Raw genomic sequence first — 18,346 nt, forward strand, 5'->3', positions numbered from 1 at the left:
CGAGTTTTTGTTCCGCCGCGGTCGAGCGCCCGGCCGCCCGCTTTGGCCCAATAGACTGCATCGGAGACGGCTTCCGATCAACCGGCAATGGAGGCGGCAATGGGCATCGAACATCCGAAATACAAGGTTGCGGTGGTGCAGGCGGCGCCCGCCTGGCTCGATCTCGACGCCTCCATCGACAAGTCGATCGCACTGATCAGGGAAGCCGCCGAGAAGGGCGCCAGGCTGATCGCCTTCCCGGAGGCCTTCATCCCCGGCTACCCCTGGCATATCTGGATGGATTCGCCGGCCTGGGCGATCGGGCGCGGCTTCGTGCAGCGCTATTTCGACAATTCGCTGGCCTATGACAGCCCGCAGGCCGAACGGCTGCGCGATGCCGTGCGCAAGGCGAAGCTCACCGCCGTGATCGGCCTGTCCGAGCGCGACGGCGGCAGCCTCTATCTAGCGCAATGGCTGATCGGCCCCGACGGCGAGACCATCGCCAAGCGCCGCAAGCTGCGGCCGACCCATGCCGAGCGCACCGTCTATGGCGAGGGCGACGGCAGCGATCTTGCCGTGCATGCGCGGGCCGACATCGGCCGTCTCGGCGCGCTGTGCTGCTGGGAGCATCTCCAGCCGCTGTCGAAATACGCGATGTACGCCCAGAACGAGCAGGTGCATGTCGCGGCCTGGCCGAGCTTCTCGCTCTATGATCCCTTCGCGCCGGCGCTGGGCGCCGAGGTCAACAACGCCGCCTCGCGGGTCTATGCGGTGGAGGGCTCGTGCTTCGTGCTGGCGCCTTGCGCGACGGTCTCGCAGGCCATGATCGACGAGCTCTGCGACCGGCCGGACAAGCACGCGCTGCTGCATGCCGGCGGCGGCTTCGCCGCGATCTACGGCCCCGACGGCAGCCAGATCGGCGACAAGCTCGCGCCGGACCAGGAGGGTCTGCTGATCGCCGAGATCGATCTCGGCGCCATCGGCGTCGCCAAGAATGCTGCCGACCCGGCCGGACATTATTCGCGTCCCGACGTGACGCGGCTGCTGCTCAACAAGAAGCGATACCAGCGCGTCGAGCAGTTCGCGTTGCCAGTAGACACAGTCGAGCCGGCGGACATTGCCGCGGCGGCGAGTTGATCAGGGTGATCGAGGGGAGGGCATGATCATGGAGTCAGCAATTCCTGTGCATCTCGAAACCCCGCGCACGCGCCACAAGCGGGTGCCGGACGACTACCAGCCGCCATACCCGTCCTTCGTCGCGCGCTATAAGCCCGGCGTGAGCCGCGTCGTGATGGCTTATTTCGGCGTGCAGCATCGCGGCGCGGCGCCGGTGGCGGCGACCGAGGCACTCGTCGACATCGCACGCCTATTCGCGGCGGCGGGCGGGCCTTCGCACTGGGATCGCGCGCACCATGTCGATCAGGCCGGGTACGAGACCATCGTCTCGGTGGGCTATTGGGACGACATCGCGCGCTTTGATGGCTGGTTCGAGGCGGCGCGCGAGGCCTGGACCGGACGGCAGCGCGAGGGCATCGGCACCTTCATCGAGGTGCTGCGCCCCACCGTGGCGCGGCATGAGACGTTGTTCTCATCGGCCGACCGCAGCGAGGGCGTCGCGGCCATCGCCGCGGGCATGAGCGGCGAAGTTCAGGAGCACGCCTATTGGGGCGGCATGCGCGATCGCATCCCGCTGTCGCAGGTCGATCCGATGTCGCCGGGTGGTAATCCCGAGCTGATCCGCGACGGCGCGCGGCTGCGCGTGAAGGCGCACGACAATCTCTGCCTGATCCGGTCCGGGCAGGACTGGAGCGATACCGAGGCAGCAGAGCGGAAGCTTTACCTCGACGATGTCGAGCCGGTGCTGCGGGAGGGCATGGATTTCCTGCGCGACGACGGCCTTGCGATCGGCTGCTATGCCAATCGCTACATGAATGTGCTCGCGGCCGACGGCAGCGCCAGCGAAAAGTCCTACGGTCAGAGCTGGTGGAAAAGCCTTGCGGCGCTGGAGCGCTGGGCGGAGTCACATCCGAGCCATGTCCGGATTTTTGGTGCGGCGATGAAATACCTGTCCACGCTCGGACCGTCAGCGAAGCTGCGGCTCTATCACGAGGTTACGGTGGCGGCCGCGGACGAGCAATTCTTCGAATATCTGAACTGTCACCCGAAGACGGGGATGCTTGCGTCCGTGGAGACCGTCAGCGGCTAGGCTTATTGCTTGAGCGTGATCTTTTCGGAAAACCGCTGCACACTTTTCCGGATCACGCTCTGCAATGGCCGAGCAGCTCGGGATGCGCGGCGCAGATGTGATGCGCGCCGGCGTCCCGCAGCTCGGTCTCGCTGCCATAGCCATAGAGCACGCCGATCGCGGTCATGCCGTTGGTGCGTGCGCCGACCACGTCGTGGCTGCGGTCGCCGATCATGATCGCGCTGCCGGCATCGGCCCCGGTCTCGTCGAGCGCGTAGCGCAGCAGGTCGCGCTTGTCGACGCGGGTGCCGTCGAGCTCGGAGCCGAACACGCGCTCGAAATACGGCTTCAGGCCGAAATGATCGACGATGCGCGTGGCGTAGACCGCGGGCTTGCTGGTCGCGACGAACATCCGCTGGTTGGTCGTGGCGATCGTCGTCAGCGTGTCCACGATGCCGGCATAGGCCTCGTTCTCGAACAGGCCGACATCGCTGAAGCGCTCGCGATAGAGCAGCAGCGCACGGTCGGCGAGCTCGTCGGTTCCGGTGAGCTTCTTCAGGCTGGCATGCAGCGGCGGGCCGATGCACCAGGTCAGCTCGTCCTCGCTCGGGACCGCGACGTCCAGCCGTTCCAGCGCGTACTGGATCGAGCGCGTAATTCCCGGCTTCGGGTTGGTCAGGGTGCCGTCGAGGTCGAAGAAGATCGTCGCCATGCCGCCGGGTCCACGGTTGATACCGCCCGTTGCTAGTTGGATCGGCCTTCAAGTCAAGAGCAGATAGCTCATTGCTGTCGGGTCCACGCGACGATCCCGGCGGCATCCGCGCCGGCCTGCGCCTCCCAGGCGGTCACCGTGGCCGTGGCCGCCTTCCGCAGGGCGGCGAGTAGGGATGGCGGTGCCGGCTCGGCGATGGCGACGCCGTTGTCGCGCATACGCGCATAATTCTCGGAGGTGCGGTGGGCCAGGAGCGCGAATTGGCTTTGCTCGGTCTCGGAAGCGGCGGCCATCACCTCGCGCTGCATCGGCTCGGGCAGTCCGGCAAAGGCGTCGCTGCGGACGAATGCGATCGAGACCGGCATCGCATAGTTGATGGCGGTGAAGTGCGGCAGGAAGTCCCAGAGCTTGCGCCCCGCGCCGCCGTCGCCGGAGGTGAGGAAGGCGTTCAGACGATGCTCCTTCAATCCTGCGAGCGCGGCATCCATCGGCAGGAACTGCGCATTGGCGCCAGCCGAGCGCATCACCTCGCTGGAATTGGCGTCGTAGGCCCGCAAGTTCAGCGTGGGGAGATCGTCGGCGCCCTGCAGCGCACGCTCCGACCAAAGCCCCGTGGCGGGCCAGATCGTGAGATAAAGCAGCTTGAGGCCGCGTGCCGCCAGCGCCTTCTCGTAAAGCGGGCGTGCCCGCAGATTGGTGGCGCGGGCAAGCTCGACCGACTGCACCAGGAAGGGAAGGGTGGACAGGCCGAGCGCCGGATCGACGCCGGAAAGCGCGCCGGCGAAGGCATCGCCGCCGGCGATCCGGCCATCGAGCGCGGCGCGCGGCATCTCGCCGGAATTGATCTTGAGCTTGTTGTCGAAGGCATTGGTCACGGTCACGAAGCCGTGGGTGCGTTCGGACACGCGGCTGGCAAAGGTCGCAAGCCCGATCCCGGAGATGTTATTCTCGGGGTATTCCGTGGTCATCTGCCAGATGATCTGAGAGGTGACTTGAGCGGCCCCCTGAGCGAGGGCCGGTGCGACGTTCAGGACCAGCGCGATCCAGGCGACGACGGCGAGAATGGAGCGGATCCGTTTGGCGGGGGAGCGCATTGGAAAAGGCAGGTCAGGCAACATCAATTGGCAACTCGTCGAACCATGGCACCATGCCCCAGCATGGCAGATCATCTTGTCGCACGCCGCGCCCGCGGGCGCCACCGCCATGCCTGCACGCAATGGCTGCAGATTGCGTCCAGCATCGTCATCATGCTGCTCGTCTTGACGTCACCGGCTATGGCTTCGGACGGCGATCCTCCCAAGGCCGATGCCCCCTTGCCGGGTGCCGAGGGACCTACGAAGCCGCCGGAGAAGCTTGAGGCGCGCGAAAGCGATACGCGGGAGTCGATCTGCCTGATCGTGGAGGCGGCCGCGCGTGACAACAATCTGCCGCTGGAGTTCTTTGCGCGCGTGATCTGGCAGGAGAGCCGTTTCCAGGCCGATGCGGTCGGTCCCACCACGCGCAGCGGCGAGCATGCGCAGGGGATCGCGCAGTTCATGCCGGGCACGGCGAGCGAGCGCGGGCTGCTCGATCCGTTCAATCCGGTGCAGGCGCTGCCGAAATCGGCGGAGTTCTTGAACGAGCTGCGCCAGCAATTCGGCAATCTCGGCCTCGCGGCCGCTGCCTACAACGCCGGGCCACGCCGGGTGCAGGAATGGCTCGCCGGAACCGGCGGAATGCCGGAGCAGACCCGCAACTACGTCTACGCCATCACGGGCACGGGCGTCGATGCCTGGGCCAAGGCGGGAGCGACCGGCAGCGGACCGCCAAGCTCGCCGCCGACGAGCTGCAGCGATCTGATGGCGTTGCTCAAGCGCGCGCCGAATGCGTTCGTCGCCGAGCTCGAGCAGCATGTCGAGCTCGCGGCCGCAAAGGCCTGGGGCGTGCAGCTTGCCGCCGGCTTCGACCGCAACAGGGCGCTGGCGATGTATTCCCGCGCCGTCACGCGTCTCAGCACGGTGATCGGTGACCACGATCCCAGCCTCTTGAGCTCGGTGATGCGCAGCCGCGGCACGCGCGCGTTTTACCAGGTGCGCATCGGCACCGAGACGCGCAGCGAGGCCGATGATCTATGCAACCGGATCCGGAAAGCAGGCGGCGCGTGCTTCGTGCTGAAAAACAAGGGTGTTGCGGGGTAGGTGAGCTGTCATTCCGGGGCGCGCCACTTGGCGCGAGCCCGGAATCCATCTCTCCGCGGTCCGTATCGCTCAATGGATTCCGGGTTCGCGCTTCGCGCGCCCCGGAATGACGGCGGTGGGTGTGCCACGCATGCCAGCCCCGCCGCGCGTTTCCTTGACGGCAGACGCCGCGTCGCCCGTTATGCAGCCACGATTCCTCACCAGCCAAAGCACCCGTGGCGCTTCCTCCGCTCGATTCACCGCAATGGAATAGTTCCTGGCTTGCCTTCGGGTGGGGCCTGCGCTCGGTCACGCAGACGATCCTCACGCTCGTCCTGTTCGCAACCTATCTCGGCATCGGCGCGCTGGCACACGACACCCATTTCAGCCTGCTCTGGGCGCTCTGCTCGACGCTGTTCGTTTGGGCCGGCCCGGCGCAGATCATCCTGATCACCACGCTCGGTTCCGGCGCCACCATCATCCAGTCGGCGATTGCGGTCACGGTCAGCGCGATCCGGCTGTTTCCGATGGTGGTCTCGGTGCTGCCCTTGATGCGCACGCCGACCACCAAGCGGCGTGAACTGTTCTTCGCGGCGCATCTCACGGCCGTGACGCTGTGGGTCGAATGCCATCGCTTCCTGCCGCAGGTGCCGCGCGAGCGGCGGATCGCCTTCGTCAATGGACTCGGCTTCGGTCTGGTCTCGGTGTGCCTCACCGCCAACACCGTGGGCTACTTCCTCGCCGCGAACCTGACGCAGACGCTCGGTGCCGCGATCCTGATGCTGACGCCGCTGTCCTTCCTGTTCTCGACCGCGCGCAACAGCCGCGAGGCCTCCGACGTGGTCGCACTGGCGCTCGGCGTCCTGCTCTATCCGCTCGCCGCGAAGATGAACTCCGGCCTCGACATCCTCGTCAGCGGGCTCGTTGCCGGCACGATCGCCTATGGCGTGCATTGGTGGCGGGAGGTGCGCGCATGAATTACGCGCAGCTCATCGGCGACTGGCAGGCGCTCGTCGTGCTGTTCGTGGCCGGCGTCGTTCCCAACCAGATCTGGCGCATGCTGGGCCTGTGGTTCGGCGGCGGCATCGACGAAGGCTCCGAATTGCTGGTCTGGGTGAGGGCGGTCGCCACCGCGATCCTCGCCGGTGTCATCGCCCAGATCGTGGTCCAGCCGCCGGGCGCACTCGCCAGCGTGCCTGATGGCTTACGCTACGGCGCGGTCGGCGCCGGCCTCGTCGTGTTCCTGCTCGCCCGCCGCTCGATCTTCGCGGGCGTCGTGGCCGGCGAAGTCTTCATGCTGGCCGGCAAGTATTGGTTGGGCTAAAACTCCCGGCGAACAGCCAGGGAATAGGAATTATGGTTCGCGAACAGGAGCTCCGCGAGGGCGAGGTCGCCATCGAGCTGCCGCCGACGCAAGACGCCGGTCTCATCTTCATTGGCCGCATCCGCACGCCCTGGACGTCGCGGCTGGAGACGCCGCGGCAGGGGCGTCAGGACGGCCCGATCTGCCGGCTCGAGATCTTCGAGCCGTTCGTGCCGGCCATCAAGGGGGTCGATTTCTACAGCAACCTCGAAGTGCTCTACTGGCTGGACCAGTCGCGCCGCGACATCATCTTGCAGAGCCCGAAGAACAACGAGAAGACCCGCGGCACCTTTTCGCTGCGCTCGCCGGTGCGGCCCAATCCGATCGGCACGTCGATCGTGAAGCTGGTCGCCATCGAGGCCAGCACCATCCTGGTGCGCGGGCTCGACTGCATCGACAACACGCCGCTGATCGACATCAAGCCGGACCGCTGCGAGTTCACGCCACTGGCCGCGCCGCAGGCCGGGGACTTTCAGACGGAGTAACGTCTCTCCACGTCGTCATTGCGAGCGTAGCGAAGCAATCCAGAGTGCCTCTGCGGAGGCAGCCTGGATTGCTTCGTCGCAAGGGCTCCTCGCAATGACGCGGACAGATTGTAGCCCGCATGGAGCGAAGCGGAATGCGGGAACAGTCCCCCGGATTGCGCTGCGCTCCATCCGGGCTACGGGGCTACCCCGCCTTCAGCGCCGCGATCAGCTTGGTCGCGTTCTCTTCCAGCACCTTGACGTCTTCCTTGCGGCTTGCCGGCGGAAGCATGGCGACGCCGTCGTGGCGCGGCATGACGTGCATGTGCAGGTGAAACACCACCTGTCCGCCGGCCGCCTCGTTGAACTGCTGCACGGTGATGCCGTCGGCCTTGAACGCCGTCATTGCAGCGAGAGCGATCTTCTTCGCGCCGCGTGCGACGTGGGCGTAGTCGTCGGGCGCTATGTCGAGGATGTTGCGGGCAGGGGCCTTCGGGATCACCAGCGTGTGGCCGGGGACGCGCGGCATGATGTCGAGGAAGGCGAAGACGTGCTCGTCCTCGTAGACCTTGTGGCAGGGCAGCTCGCCGCGCAGGATTTTTGCGAAGATGTTGTTGATGTCGTAGGCGGTCATGACGGCGGCTCCCGAGAGTTTGCCCTACTGTCACCAGCCACGGCGGGTCGTCAAGGCGCCTCGTCGGCGCCTTTCCGGAACGGGCCGAGCTCGGCGAGCTCCCGCCCGGCCTCGGCGACATAGGCGCGCTCGCGCTTGAGATAATCGGCGATGGCGCGGCGCAAGCCGGGATCGGCGATGAAGTGCGCGGAATGGGTGGTGCGCGGCAGGTAGCCGCGCGCGATCTTGTGCTCGCCTTGCGCGCCGGCCTCGACATGGCGAAGGCCGCGTTTGATGGCGAAGTCGATCGCCTGGTAGTAGCAGACCTCGAAATGCAGGAACGGGTGATGCTCGACCGCGCCCCAGTTGCGGCCGAACAGCGTGTCCGAGCCGATGAAGTTGATGGCGCCCGCGATCCAGCGATCGTTGCGGCGGGCCATCACCAGCAGCACGTCCTCCGCCATGGTCTCACCGATCAGCGAGAAGAATTCCCGCGTGAGATAAGGCCGGCCCCATTTGCGCGAGCCGGTCTCCATGTAGAACATGAAAAAGGCGTCCCAGGCGTCCTCGGTGATGTCCTTGCCGGTGAGCCAGTGGATGGTGATGCCGGCGGCCAGCGCATCACGCCGCTCGCGCTTGATCGATTTGCGGTGGCGCGAGTTCAGCGTGGCCAGGAAGTCGTCGAAGCCGGTAAAGCCCTCATTGTGCCAGTGGAACTGCTGGTCGGTGCGCTGCAGGAAGCCGTGCTCGCCGAGCAGCTTCCATTCGGTTTCCCGAGCGAAGGTGACGTGGACCGAGGAGGCCTTGCTGACACCGCACAGTGCCATGAGGCCGCTCACCAGCGCCTCCATGATGCGCTCGCGATCGACGCCGTCGCGGACGAGGAGGCGCGGTCCGGTCGCCGGGGTGAAGGGAACCGAGACCTGGAGCTTGGGATAATACCGCCCGCCGGCGCGCTCATAGGCGTCCGCCCAGCCACGGTCGAAGACATATTCGCCCTGGGAATGCGATTTCAGATAGCAGGGCACGATTCCGACGACGCGGCCGTCGAGCTTGGCCACCAGATGCCGCGGGCCCCAGCCGGTGCGGATCGTCGCCGAACCTGATTTCTCAGCCGCCGACAGAAATGCATGGGAGACGAAGGGGTTATAGGCGGGCTTTAACAGGCCGAGGGAATCGCCTGGGAGGGCGGATGAGGTTTCGTGGCCAATCCCAAGGCACCGTCCGCCGGGATTGGCGCAGGCGTCCCAATCCTCCGGTGACACATTGTCGATCGAAGGTACGGCCTCGAGCGTGATTTCGGATGATGCCATCGTGCCCAAGATCGTGCATTGCAGCAGCGACTTCAAGGGGTGGGGAGGGAGTCTGGCGCCCCCACCGCGTCATTGCGAGAAGCCCTTGCGACGAAGCAATCCAGAGTCTCTCCGCTGAGGGATCCTGGATTGCTTCGCTGCGCTCGCAATGACGTGGAGAGAGCGGTGGCCGGCCCCCTACGGCACGAACCCCTCGAAGATCATCTGATCTGCATACTGCGCCACCCGGGTCCGCTGCTCCGCCGTCCGCACGGTCCATCCCAGCAGGGCGCAGCCGAACACATTGCGGGCGATCCAGGGGGCTGGGGCCGGCAGATGGTCGACCTTGAAGGCGACGAAGTGCGGCTGGGTCTGGAGGCCGTGGCGCAGGTACAGCATGCTGTCGCGCTGCGCCTGGGTGAGCTTGGCCCAGTAATCGTCCTCATAGCTGCGCTGCGCGACGATGCCGCGCGGGCGGGTGGGCAACAGCTCGCGCAGCGCCAGCACCTGGTCGGGATCGAAGGACATGCCGACGGCACGCCCCTGATAGGACGAGAGCACCTCGGCCATCCGCTTCACCAGCTTGCGGTCGCCGTCAAAATGGCTCTTCACCTCGATCACCAGCGGAACGCGGCCGGCCACCATGGCGCAGAGGTCGGACAGCGACATCATTCGCTCGTCCGTATCCCTGAAGCTGACGGCCTTCAGCTCCGCCGCCGTCTTCGAGACGACGTCGCCGGTGGCCTCGGTCAGGCGGCCCAGCGCATGGTCGTGATGCACCATGGCTTCGCCGTCGGCGGAGAGCTGGATATCGACCTCGATCGAGAAATTGCCGGCGACCGCAGCTTGCACTGCGCCCGGCATGTTTTCGACGATGCCGCGAGAGATGTCATGCAGGCCGCGATGGGCGACCGGCCGGGCTGTCAGCCAATCCGGAGCGCGCATTGTCCGTCAGGCGACCTCGAACACGCCTTCGACCTCGACCGCCGCATCGGCAGGCAGCGAGGCGACGCCGACGGTGGTGCGGGCATGGCGGCCCTTGTCACCGAAGGCCGCGACCATGAGGTCGGAGGCACCGTTCAGCACCTTCGGCCCGTCGAGGAAGTCCGGCGCCGAATTGATGAAGCCGCCGAGGCGCACCACGCGCACCACCTTGTCGAGGTCGCCGAGCGCTGCCTTGACCTGGGCCAGCAAATTGACCGCACAGCCGCGCGCGGCGGCGGCGCCGTCCTCGATCGACACGCCGGCGCCCAGCTTGCCCTTGGCGATCAGCTTGCCCGCGGGATCGAAGCAGACCTGGCCGGAGACGAACAGCAGATTGCCGGTACGGACGAACGGGACGTAGTTGGCGACGGGGGTGGGGGCCTCGTGCAGCTTGATGCCCTGTTCCGCCAGCTTCTGCTCGACCGTGCCCGCCATGTCCGACCTCGTTGTCCAAAAATCAATCGCCCCGGCGCGTTCGCAAAAGGGCCGGGCGCGCCCTGTTTCGCCCATCGGGCCGCCGCATGCAAGCAATCCGCGCGGCGCCGTCCCATGTCGAGCCGAGGCGGCCGGTTCAATGGCAGGGCCGCAACTTTACGTGAAACGGCCTCAGTTGCGACGCAATGGAACGGTCATTAAAATGTCGAATCTGCGCTTCCCCAAGGAGGCGTCCCCAAGGATGAGACATGGTGCACCTTTTCCGGACTTCGCTCGGTGTGATGGCGCTCGCGGCGGCCGGTTTCGGCCTTGGCGAAAGCGCAAATGCCGCCAACGGTCCGTTCCTGTCGCATCAGGCGCTCTATGACCTCAGCCTCGTGAAATCGCGCTCCAACTCGGTCAACAACGCGCGCGGCCGCATCCTCTACAACTTCGCCGGAAGCTCGTGCGAGGGCTACACCTCCGAATTCCGCCAAGTGTCCGAGCTCGACAGCGGCGAGGGCAAGGTCACGCTCAGCGATCTCCGCTCCAATTCCTGGGAAGACGCCGCGGGAAAAAGCTACCGCTTCAAGATCGAGACGCGGATGAACGAGGCGGATGCCGGCCGGGTCGATGGCACGGCCGAGCGCGACGGCGACCACATCAACGTCAAGCTGAAGCTGCCGTCGCCGAAGAGCTTCACCCTCGACGGCAAGATCGTGTTCCCGACCGAGCAGATCCAGCGCATCATCGCCGCCGCCAAGGACGGCAAGTCGCTGCTTGAGCTCTCGGTCTATGACGGCTCCGACGATGGCCAGAAGGTCTACAATACGCTGACCGTGATCGGCCAGCCGATCTCCGCCGAACGCACCGCCGCGCCGGATGCATCGACCTCCGACGAGCACATGAAATCGCTCAAGCGCTGGCCCGTCACCGTCAGCTATTTCGACCGCGACGCCCAGCAGAAGGAAGGCGAGCAGACGCCGGTCTATGCGATGGCGTTCGAGCTGTATGAGAACGGCGTCTCGCGCCAGCTCGTGCTCGATTACAACGACTTCGTCATCTCCGGCGCGATGGGCAAGTTCGACGTCAAGGACAGCAAGCCCTGTAATTGAGCTCCAGCCGTCGTTCCGGGGCTCGCGGAGCGAGAACTACGGCGCGCAATTGCGCGCCTGAGAATCTCGAGATTCCGGGTTCGGTCCTGCGGACCGCCCCGGAATGACAGCGAAAGTTGTTCTGCCAATCTCCTCCGTCATTGCGAGCGTAGCGAAGCAATCCAGAGTCTTTCCGCGGAAGGATTCTGGATTGCTTCGTCGCAAGAGCTCCTCGCAATGACGGGCTAGCCGTCAGCGCGCTCTCCAGCTACGCTCGCTCCCAACCAAAAACCTAAGGGAGCCGTCCATGCCCAAGCTCGATCATCTCCGCCCCAGCGGCCTGCATCACAATCCCGCTTATTCCCACGTCGTCACCGCCTCGGGCGCGCGCACGATCTACATCTCGGGGCAGGTCTCGACCGACGAGGAGGGGCGGATCGTCGGCGAGGGCGATATCGCCGCGCAGACCACGCAGGTGATGCAAAATCTCGGGCACGCGCTGAAAGCGGCGGGCGCGAGCTATTCCAACATCGTGAAGATCACGACCTTCGTCGTGAACTACAGGCCTGAGCTGCGCCCGATCATCGGCAAGGCCCGCTCGGCCTTCTTCGAAGGCATGGAGCCGCCGGCCTCGACGCTGGTCGGCGTTTCCGCGCTCGCCGCGCCCGAATGGCTGATTGAGATCGAGGCGATCGCAGTCGCGGATTGAGGTTGTGTAAGATGGGTAGAGCGCAGCGAAACCCATCGCTATTGCTGCGCGGAAAGAGCTTGATGGGTTTCGCTGCGCTCTACCCATCCTACTCGGCTGCAGACATTCCGCGCAGAACTGCCATCGCTTCGTCCGCCTTTTCGGCGGGTACGAGGAGATGATCATGATAGAACGCCGACACGGCATTCACGCTGATGCCGGCGTCGGCAAGGCCCGCCGTGATCGCCGCCAGGAAGCCAACCGCATCGAGCGCCGAGTGAACCGTCAGCGTGATCAGGCGCGAGGAGAATGCGTGGCGTAGCCCTGCTGCTTCGGCCTCCTCGCGAGAGACCACGAGCGTCGTGCCTTCCTGCTCGCGAAAAACCATGAGCGGATTGAGCGCCGCGGGAATGGTCTCGCCCGCCGAGATCGTGCAGAACACGAATATGCTTGGCCGCAGTTCCGGCTTCATTTGCCTCAGCAGCGCGGCGAGATCGCGTTCACCCGTCATCACTCCTGCGCCTTCTCCGGGCCTTCATAGGCGATGCCGCGAATGACGGCGGCGCTGCCGAATTTCTTGCGCAGGCTGTCCACCGCGCGCTCGGCATGGGCGGCGCGGCGGTCGAGCATGTCGGTGTCGTCGGCAGGCGAGCCGTCGCGCAGCGCGCTGACGCCGGCGCCCATCAGGCGGAAGGCGGTGCCATCGATCTCCTTCGCCAGCATCTCGCGGCAGATCGCGAAGATTTTTGCGGCGAGCTGTGTCGGCGCGGCGATCGACTGCGAGCGGGTGCGCTGGCGGAAATCGGCGGTCTTCAGCTTCAGCGTCACGGTGGAGCCCGCAAGCTCGCTGCTCTTGAGCCGCGACGAGGTCTTCTCGCACAGCCGCCACAGGATCTTCTCCAGCGTCGCGAAATCGCGGATGTCGGTCTCGAAGGTGGTCTCGCTGGAGATCGTCTTGGCGCCGCGATCGGGTTCGACGCGGCGGTCGTCGATGCCGCGGGCGAGCCGCCACAGCCTGCGGCCGTCGCTCGGAAACTGCCGCATCATCTCGATCTCGTCGGCCTTCTGCAGATCGGCGATGACGCGGAAGCCGCGCTGCACGAGGCGCTCCTGCGTGGCGGGGCCGACGCCGAAGATGAAGCCGACCGGCTTCTCGGCCAGCATCGCGCGCGCTTCCTCCTGGTCGAGCGCGGCAAAGCCGCGCGGCTTGTCGAGATCGGAGGCGATCTTGGCCAGAAACTTGTTGCAGGACAGGCCGACCGAAACGGAGATGCCGATGTCGCGCTCGACCTCGCGGGCAAAGCGCGCCAGCACCTTCGCCGGGATCATGCCGTGCACCCGCTCGGTGCCGGAGAGGTCGAGGAAGGCCTCGTCGATCGAGAGCGGCTCGACCAGCGGCGTCAGCGCCTGCATGGCCTGGCGCACCTCGCGGCCGACGCGGACATATTTCGCCATGTCCGGAGGGATCACGGTCGCATGCGGGCAGGCCTCCAGCGCTTTGAACATCGGCATGGCCGAGCGCACGCCATAGGTGCGCGCGATGTAGCAGGCGGCCGACACCACGCCGCGCTTGCCCCCGCCGATGATGACGGGCTTGTCGGCGATGTCAGGACTGTCCCGCTTCTCGACGGTCGCGTAGAACGCGTCACAATCGATATGGGCGATGGTCAGCGCGGCAAGCGCGCGGTGGAGGACCAGGCGAGGGGAACCGCAGGCAGAGCAGCGCCGCACGCCCATGTCCAGATCGGCCAGACAATCCCGGCAGAAGCAGCGGGGCCCGGCCGGATCGGGGACGGTCACGGCACGTCGCGCTCCCAGGAGCGATCGCCCAGCGCATCGCCGAGGACCTGACGGGCCGCGGCGACATTGGTGGGGTGCAGTTCCGCGGAGCTGGCAAAAGCCTTCACGGTGGCGTCATCGCGCAGCACGAAATCGAGCACGCTGAGCAGGAAATTGGGGTCGGCGGCGGCATTGCGCAGGGTCTCGGGACCGACCCCTGTCTCGGCCAGGAACAGGCCCAGCCGCTCGGGCTCGCCCGCGACGAAGGACAATGCCTGAATCGCAACGATTTCAGCGACTTCGCGGGGGTTGTGAACAGGCTTTTTCACGGGCCCAGTTTGCCTTTCCGTTAACTTTCGGTGTCTACTTTGCATCATGCCCGAGTCTTGGGAGTGAGTCTTGGCCTTGAGTGTTGCGAGCCCGGGGCAAGCAACTGGAAACCACGTCGCAGGAAGTGGCCCCTCGGGTTTAACGAAACTCAAGCGAATCTGAGGCTAGTTTGAATCCAGTTTTCGAAGCGCCGACGAGCGGCGCCTGAGGCGTCACATGTATCCGGCTTCGTGCCAATCAGGAGGGCGGGATGGCTAAGACCGTCCTGATCGTGGAAGACAACGAGCTCAACATGAAGCTCTTCCGCGACCTGTTGGAGGCGCACGGCTACCAGACCTCCGGCACCAGCAACGGATATGAGGCGCTCGACCTGGTTCGCAAGATGCGGCCCGACCTCGTGCTGATGGATATCCAATTGCCGCAGGTCTCGGGCCTCGAGGTGACGCGCTGGATCAAGGACGATCCGGAGCTGCGTTCCATTCCCGTCGTCGCGGTCACGGCGTTCGCGATGAAGGGCGACGAAGAGCGCATCCGCGAGGGCGGCTGCGAGGCCTATTTGTCCAAGCCGATCTCGGTCGGCAAATTCATCGAGACGGTCCGGCGTTTTATCGGATAGGAAGTGAGTTCACAGTGTCCGCGCGTATCCTGGTCGTCGATGACGTTCCCGCCAACGTCAAACTGCTCGAAGCCCGACTGTCCGCCGAATATTTCGACGTGATGACCGCCGCGAACGGCACCGAGGCGCTGGCGATCTGCGCCCGCGCCGAATGCGACATCATCCTGCTCGACGTGATGATGCCCGATATCGACGGCTTCGAAGTCTGCCGTCGCCTCAAGACCGATCCCGCCACGCATCACATTCCCGTCGTCATGGTGACGGCGCTCGACAGCCCGTCCGACCGCAATCGCGGGCTCGAGGCGGGCGCCGACGACTTCCTGACAAAGCCCGTCTCCGACGTCGTGCTGATCGCGCGCGTGCGCTCGCTGACGCGGCTGAAGATGATGACCGACGAGCTGCGCATGCGCGCCATCACCTCGCTCGAGATCGGCATGCAGGCGCCCGAGCGCAGCGCCGTGACCGACACAGGCAAGGGCGGCCGCATCCTGCTGGTCGACGACCGCGAGTCCTCCTATGAGCGGCTGGCGACGATCCTCGCGGCCGAGCACACCATCGACGTCGAGCCGAACCCGACGGAGGCACTGTTCCACGCCGCCGAAGGCAATTACGACCTCCTGATCGTCTCGCTCGACCTCAACAATTTCGACGGCCTCAGGCTCTGCAGCCAGGCGCGCTCGCTGGAGCGGACGCGCCATGTGCCGATCCTGGCGATCGCCGACCCCGAGAACTCGACGCGGCTGCTGCGCGGCCTCGAGATCGGCGTGAACGACTATCTGCTGCGGCCGATCGACAAGAACGAGCTGCTCGCGCGCGCCCGCACGCAGATCCGCCGCCGCCGCTACACCGATCACCTGCGCGACAACGTGCAGAACTCGATCGAGATGGCGATCACCGACGCGCTCACCGGCCTGCACAATCGCCGCTACATGGAGAGCCATCTCGCGACGCTCGCCGATCAGGCCGCGGCCCGCGGCAAACCGCTGGCGCTGATGATCCTGGACATCGACTTCTTCAAGTCGATCAACGACAATTACGGTCACGATGCCGGCGACGACGTGCTGCGCGAGTTCGCGGTGCGGGTCCGCAAGTCGATCCGCGGCATTGATCTCGCCTGCCGCTACGGCGGCGAGGAATTCGTCATCGTGATGCCCGAGACCGATCTCCACGTCGCCGGCATGGTCGCCGAGCGCCTGCGCCGCTCGATCGCGGGCGAGCCGTTCGCGATCCACAAGGGCACCAAGCGCATCGAGGTCACGATCTCGATCGGCCTCACCACGCTGGAGCAGAAGGGCGAGGCGGTCGCCGACGTCCTCAAGCGCGCCGACACCGCGCTCTACCGCGCCAAGCACGACGGCCGCAACCGCGTGGTGTCGCAGGCGGCGTGACGGCCGCCGCGACATAAAAGCTGCAAAACAACCCCATGCACAGTAGCCGGCGTGAGCCGGATCAATGGGTTAGGCGGGTGCAAAAAGGCGTTTTGCTTGCGGTCGCGTCGTTGGACCCGTCGGGCAAAACAGGGGCATGTTGGTCGGATCGCCGCGATCCTCTGAACTCCGCTGTCATTCCCCGCGAAGGCGGGGAATCCAGTACGCCGCGGCTTCTCGGCTAGAACCTCACTGTCTTTGGAATACTGGATGCCCCGCCTCCGCGGGGCATGACACCGAAATTGCGGTGACAGCACTCACTGGGGCGGGCGCTTGCCCTTCACCGGCTTCGCTACTTCATCCCCCACATCCACCCCTGCATTCCGCAACAGCACCTTCGCCGCTTCCTTCGCCGCGCGCGCCATCGCGGGATCGTCGCGCACCAAGTCCTGCGCGATGGAGCCGTCGACCAGCAGCACCAGCTGCGTAGCCAGCGCCTCCGCATCGGCCACGCCGAGCTCGTTGAGCCGATCGCGAAACCAGATGCGGCGGCTTTCCTTGAAGGCGACCGCGATCTTCTTCACGGCGAGGTCGGCCGGGCCGAGCTCGGCGACTGCGTTCACGAAGGGGCAGCCGCGGAAGTCTTTCGCCGCAAAGCGCCGCTCCAGCGAATCGAACGTCGCAAGAATCTGCTCGGCCGGCGGCTTGTCGGAGGGGCGCGCGCTCACGAAGCGGCGCTCCAGATAGGCGGTGATCAGCGCGTCCTTGGACGGGAAATGATTGTACAGCGTGCGCTTGCTGATGCCGATCTCGGCCGCGATGGTGTCGACGCCGATGGCGCGAATTCCCTGCAGATAGAACAACTTGTCAGCGGTCTGAAGGATCCGCTCTTTCATCGTCTGTGGGGCGGGCGGGGGAGCCATGCAGCGGAATGCATCCTGTTCGCTTGACAGCAACAGCCATTCATAGCCTAAGTACACAGATCTGTGTAATCAAAATCAGCGGCAAAAGCAGACGACGGCCTTCGCGCCGTGCCCACGAGGGAGAAGAAAATGCCCCTGTTGCAGGTCCTGCGTCCGACATTGCCCATCCTGATCGGCGCCTCGATCATGCTGACGCTGAGCATGGGGCTGCGGCAGTCGCTCGGCATCTTCATGCAGCCGCTGACGCACGACATCCACTTGTCGATCTCGGATTTCACGCTGGCGCTGGCGGTTCAAAACCTCGCCTGGGGCTTCCTGCAGCCGCTCGCAGGCGCCATGACCGTGCGCTATGGCTTCCGTCCCATCATGATCGTGGGCTCGCTGATGTATATCGCGGGGCTCGTGCTGATGGCGACGGCGAACGGGCTGGTCAGCATCATGATCGGCGCCGGCGTGCTGATCGGGACGTCACTGGCCTGCACCGCGGCCGCGATCGCGATGTCGGTGGCGGCGCGCGCCGTCCCCGCAACGGTGCGCTCCACCGTGCTCGGCATCGTCTCAGGCGCGGGCTCGCTCGGTGCGCTGCTGTCGGCGCCGATCGGGCAGATGCTCAACGAGGGCTTTGGCTGGCGCGTCGGGCTTGCCGGTTTCGTCGTGATGTCGGTGCTGATGATCCCCGCGGCCTGGTATGCGGGCCGCGTCGATCAGGTCCCGCTGCCCAAGCCCGCCGCCGACGACATCGGCGATGCCAGCGCGGCGTCCGTGGCGAAGGCGGCATTCGGCAACGCCTCCTTCATGGTGATGACCTGCGCCTATCTCGTCTGCGGCATGCAGCTGGTGTTCCTCACCACGCATCTGCCGTCTTATCTCGCGATCTGCGGCCTCGACCCGATGCTCAGCGCGCAGACGCTCGGCATGATCGGCGGCTTCAACGTGCTGGGCTCGCTGTTCTTCGGCTGGGCCGGCCAGCGCTGGAACAAGCTGGCGCTTCTTGGAGGCATCTACGTGCTGCGCTCGCTGGCGCTCGCCTGGTACTTCATGCTGCCGGCGACGCCGTTCTCGACCCTGCTGTTCGGCGCGATCATGGGCTTCCTCTGGATGGGCGTCGGCCCGCTCGTTGCGGGCGCAGTCGCAGAGATGTTCGGTCTGCGCTGGCAGGCGATGATCCAGGGCCTCGCCTTCATGAGCCACCAGATCGGCAGCTTCCTCGGCGCATACGGAGGAGGCGTGCTCTACGACGCGCTGGGCTCCTACACCATGGCCTGGCGCATCGGCGTCGCGCTCGGTCTTGCCGGCGGCATCGTCCAGGTCGCGTTCGCGCTCCTCAGGCCCTCGCAGCCGCCAACGCCGGTGCTGCGGACGGCGTAGGGGGCGTGCGGTCGCGGGC

The 18,346-nt window shown here is 65.8% G+C and carries 21 protein-coding genes; 11 read left to right on the forward strand and 10 right to left on the reverse strand.

The features are described 5' to 3' along the window. Window positions 1-99: 99 nt before the first annotated feature. Window positions 100-1,116 carry a carbon-nitrogen hydrolase family protein gene (locus QRQ56_RS03840; protein WP_438737702.1) on the forward strand — a complete coding sequence of 339 codons (1,017 nt, stop codon included), beginning with the start codon at window positions 100-102 and terminating at the stop codon, window positions 1,114-1,116. Window positions 1,117-1,144: 28 nt separating this feature from the next. Next, a complete protein-coding gene (locus tag QRQ56_RS03845) occupies window positions 1,145-2,185 on the forward strand; it encodes a phenylacetaldoxime dehydratase family protein (RefSeq protein ID WP_438737703.1) in 1,041 nt (346 codons plus the stop codon). A gap of 52 nt (window positions 2,186-2,237) precedes the next feature. Here the strand turns inward: QRQ56_RS03845 and QRQ56_RS03850 are convergent, their stop codons facing one another. Together QRQ56_RS03850 and QRQ56_RS03855 are read right to left on the reverse strand one after the other, a co-directional pair. After that, window positions 2,238-2,876, reverse strand: coding sequence for an HAD family hydrolase (locus QRQ56_RS03850; RefSeq protein ID WP_438737704.1), 639 nt, complete (start codon window positions 2,874-2,876; stop codon window positions 2,238-2,240). Between the two features lie 68 nt (window positions 2,877-2,944). Further along, the gene (locus QRQ56_RS03855; protein WP_438740056.1) at window positions 2,945-3,994 is read right to left on the reverse strand and encodes a TRAP transporter substrate-binding protein; all 1,050 of its coding nucleotides are present in this window, start codon (window positions 3,992-3,994) and stop codon (window positions 2,945-2,947) included. Window positions 3,995-4,150: 156 nt separating this feature from the next. Here QRQ56_RS03855 and QRQ56_RS03860 point away from each other — a divergent pair, with 156 nt between their 5' ends. From QRQ56_RS03860 to tsaA, 4 genes are all read left to right on the forward strand, one after another. Then, on the forward strand, window positions 4,151-5,053 hold the full coding sequence (locus QRQ56_RS03860; protein ID WP_438740057.1) for a transglycosylase SLT domain-containing protein: 903 nt from the start codon (window positions 4,151-4,153) through the stop codon (window positions 5,051-5,053). A gap of 215 nt (window positions 5,054-5,268) precedes the next feature. Further along, window positions 5,269-6,009 (forward strand): AzlC family ABC transporter permease, encoded by a 741-nt coding sequence (locus tag QRQ56_RS03865; protein ID WP_438737705.1) that lies wholly within the window; start codon window positions 5,269-5,271, stop codon window positions 6,007-6,009. After that, window positions 6,006-6,356: an AzlD domain-containing protein gene (locus QRQ56_RS03870; RefSeq protein ID WP_438737707.1), complete on the forward strand. Its 351-nt coding sequence runs from the start codon at window positions 6,006-6,008 to the stop codon at window positions 6,354-6,356. Before QRQ56_RS03865 ends, QRQ56_RS03870 begins: the two co-directional genes overlap by 4 nt. Window positions 6,357-6,388: 32 nt before the next feature. Then, a complete protein-coding gene (gene tsaA / locus QRQ56_RS03875) occupies window positions 6,389-6,880 on the forward strand; it encodes a tRNA (N6-threonylcarbamoyladenosine(37)-N6)-methyltransferase TrmO (protein ID WP_438737708.1) in 492 nt (163 codons plus the stop codon). A gap of 184 nt (window positions 6,881-7,064) precedes the next feature. On the opposite strand, the gene QRQ56_RS03880 is transcribed toward tsaA, so the two are convergent. The 4 genes from QRQ56_RS03880 to QRQ56_RS03895 form a co-directional block, all read right to left on the reverse strand. Further along, window positions 7,065-7,493, reverse strand: a complete 429-nt coding sequence (locus QRQ56_RS03880; protein ID WP_438737709.1) for an HIT family protein — start codon at window positions 7,491-7,493, stop codon at window positions 7,065-7,067. Between the two features lie 50 nt (window positions 7,494-7,543). Beyond that, window positions 7,544-8,785, reverse strand: a complete 1,242-nt coding sequence (locus QRQ56_RS03885) for a GNAT family N-acetyltransferase (protein WP_438737710.1) — start codon at window positions 8,783-8,785, stop codon at window positions 7,544-7,546. Between the two features lie 177 nt (window positions 8,786-8,962). Then, the gene (locus QRQ56_RS03890) at window positions 8,963-9,709 is read right to left on the reverse strand and encodes a glycerophosphodiester phosphodiesterase (protein ID WP_438737711.1); all 747 of its coding nucleotides are present in this window, start codon (window positions 9,707-9,709) and stop codon (window positions 8,963-8,965) included. A 6-nt stretch (window positions 9,710-9,715) separates the two neighbouring features. Next, complete coding sequence (locus tag QRQ56_RS03895) at window positions 9,716-10,183, reverse strand: RidA family protein (RefSeq protein ID WP_014494672.1); 468 nt, start codon at window positions 10,181-10,183, stop codon at window positions 9,716-9,718. A gap of 248 nt (window positions 10,184-10,431) precedes the next feature. Here QRQ56_RS03895 and QRQ56_RS03900 point away from each other — a divergent pair, with 248 nt between their 5' ends. Both QRQ56_RS03900 and QRQ56_RS03905 read left to right on the forward strand, forming a co-directional pair. Next, on the forward strand, window positions 10,432-11,277 hold the full coding sequence (locus QRQ56_RS03900; RefSeq protein WP_438737712.1) for a cell envelope integrity EipB family protein: 846 nt from the start codon (window positions 10,432-10,434) through the stop codon (window positions 11,275-11,277). A 286-nt stretch (window positions 11,278-11,563) separates the two neighbouring features. Next, window positions 11,564-11,965: a RidA family protein gene (locus QRQ56_RS03905; RefSeq protein ID WP_438737713.1), complete on the forward strand. Its 402-nt coding sequence runs from the start codon at window positions 11,564-11,566 to the stop codon at window positions 11,963-11,965. A gap of 88 nt (window positions 11,966-12,053) precedes the next feature. Here the strand turns inward: QRQ56_RS03905 and QRQ56_RS03910 are convergent, their stop codons facing one another. From QRQ56_RS03910 to QRQ56_RS03920, 3 genes are read right to left on the reverse strand one after another with little or no spacing between them, the layout of a single operon-like run. Then, complete coding sequence (locus QRQ56_RS03910; protein WP_438737714.1) at window positions 12,054-12,455, reverse strand: ACT domain-containing protein; 402 nt, start codon at window positions 12,453-12,455, stop codon at window positions 12,054-12,056. Next, the gene (locus QRQ56_RS03915) at window positions 12,455-13,744 is read right to left on the reverse strand and encodes a DNA polymerase IV (RefSeq protein ID WP_438737715.1); all 1,290 of its coding nucleotides are present in this window, start codon (window positions 13,742-13,744) and stop codon (window positions 12,455-12,457) included. Before QRQ56_RS03915 ends, QRQ56_RS03910 begins: the two co-directional genes overlap by 1 nt. After that, entirely contained in the window at window positions 13,741-14,052 is a 312-nt protein-coding gene (locus QRQ56_RS03920; protein WP_438737716.1) for a DUF3572 domain-containing protein, read from the reverse strand. Before QRQ56_RS03920 ends, QRQ56_RS03915 begins: the two co-directional genes overlap by 4 nt. A 251-nt stretch (window positions 14,053-14,303) precedes the next feature. Here QRQ56_RS03920 and QRQ56_RS03925 point away from each other — a divergent pair, with 251 nt between their 5' ends. Continuing rightward, window positions 14,304-14,669: a response regulator gene (locus QRQ56_RS03925; protein WP_008130064.1), complete on the forward strand. Its 366-nt coding sequence runs from the start codon at window positions 14,304-14,306 to the stop codon at window positions 14,667-14,669. A gap of 14 nt (window positions 14,670-14,683) precedes the next feature. Beyond that, on the forward strand, window positions 14,684-16,057 hold the full coding sequence (locus tag QRQ56_RS03930; RefSeq protein ID WP_438737717.1) for a PleD family two-component system response regulator: 1,374 nt from the start codon (window positions 14,684-14,686) through the stop codon (window positions 16,055-16,057). Window positions 16,058-16,353: 296 nt separating this feature from the next. On the opposite strand, the gene QRQ56_RS03935 is transcribed toward QRQ56_RS03930, so the two are convergent. Next, on the reverse strand, window positions 16,354-16,959 hold the full coding sequence (locus tag QRQ56_RS03935) for a TetR/AcrR family transcriptional regulator (protein ID WP_438737718.1): 606 nt from the start codon (window positions 16,957-16,959) through the stop codon (window positions 16,354-16,356). A 129-nt stretch (window positions 16,960-17,088) separates the two neighbouring features. Here QRQ56_RS03935 and QRQ56_RS03940 point away from each other — a divergent pair, with 129 nt between their 5' ends. Further along, window positions 17,089-18,327 (forward strand): MFS transporter, encoded by a 1,239-nt coding sequence (locus QRQ56_RS03940; RefSeq protein ID WP_438737719.1) that lies wholly within the window; start codon window positions 17,089-17,091, stop codon window positions 18,325-18,327. Window positions 18,328-18,346: the final 19 nt, after the last annotated feature.

Origin of the sequence: Bradyrhizobium sp. U531, from assembly GCF_051710265.1 — a bacterium.
Classification (GTDB): domain Bacteria; phylum Pseudomonadota; class Alphaproteobacteria; order Rhizobiales; family Xanthobacteraceae; genus Bradyrhizobium.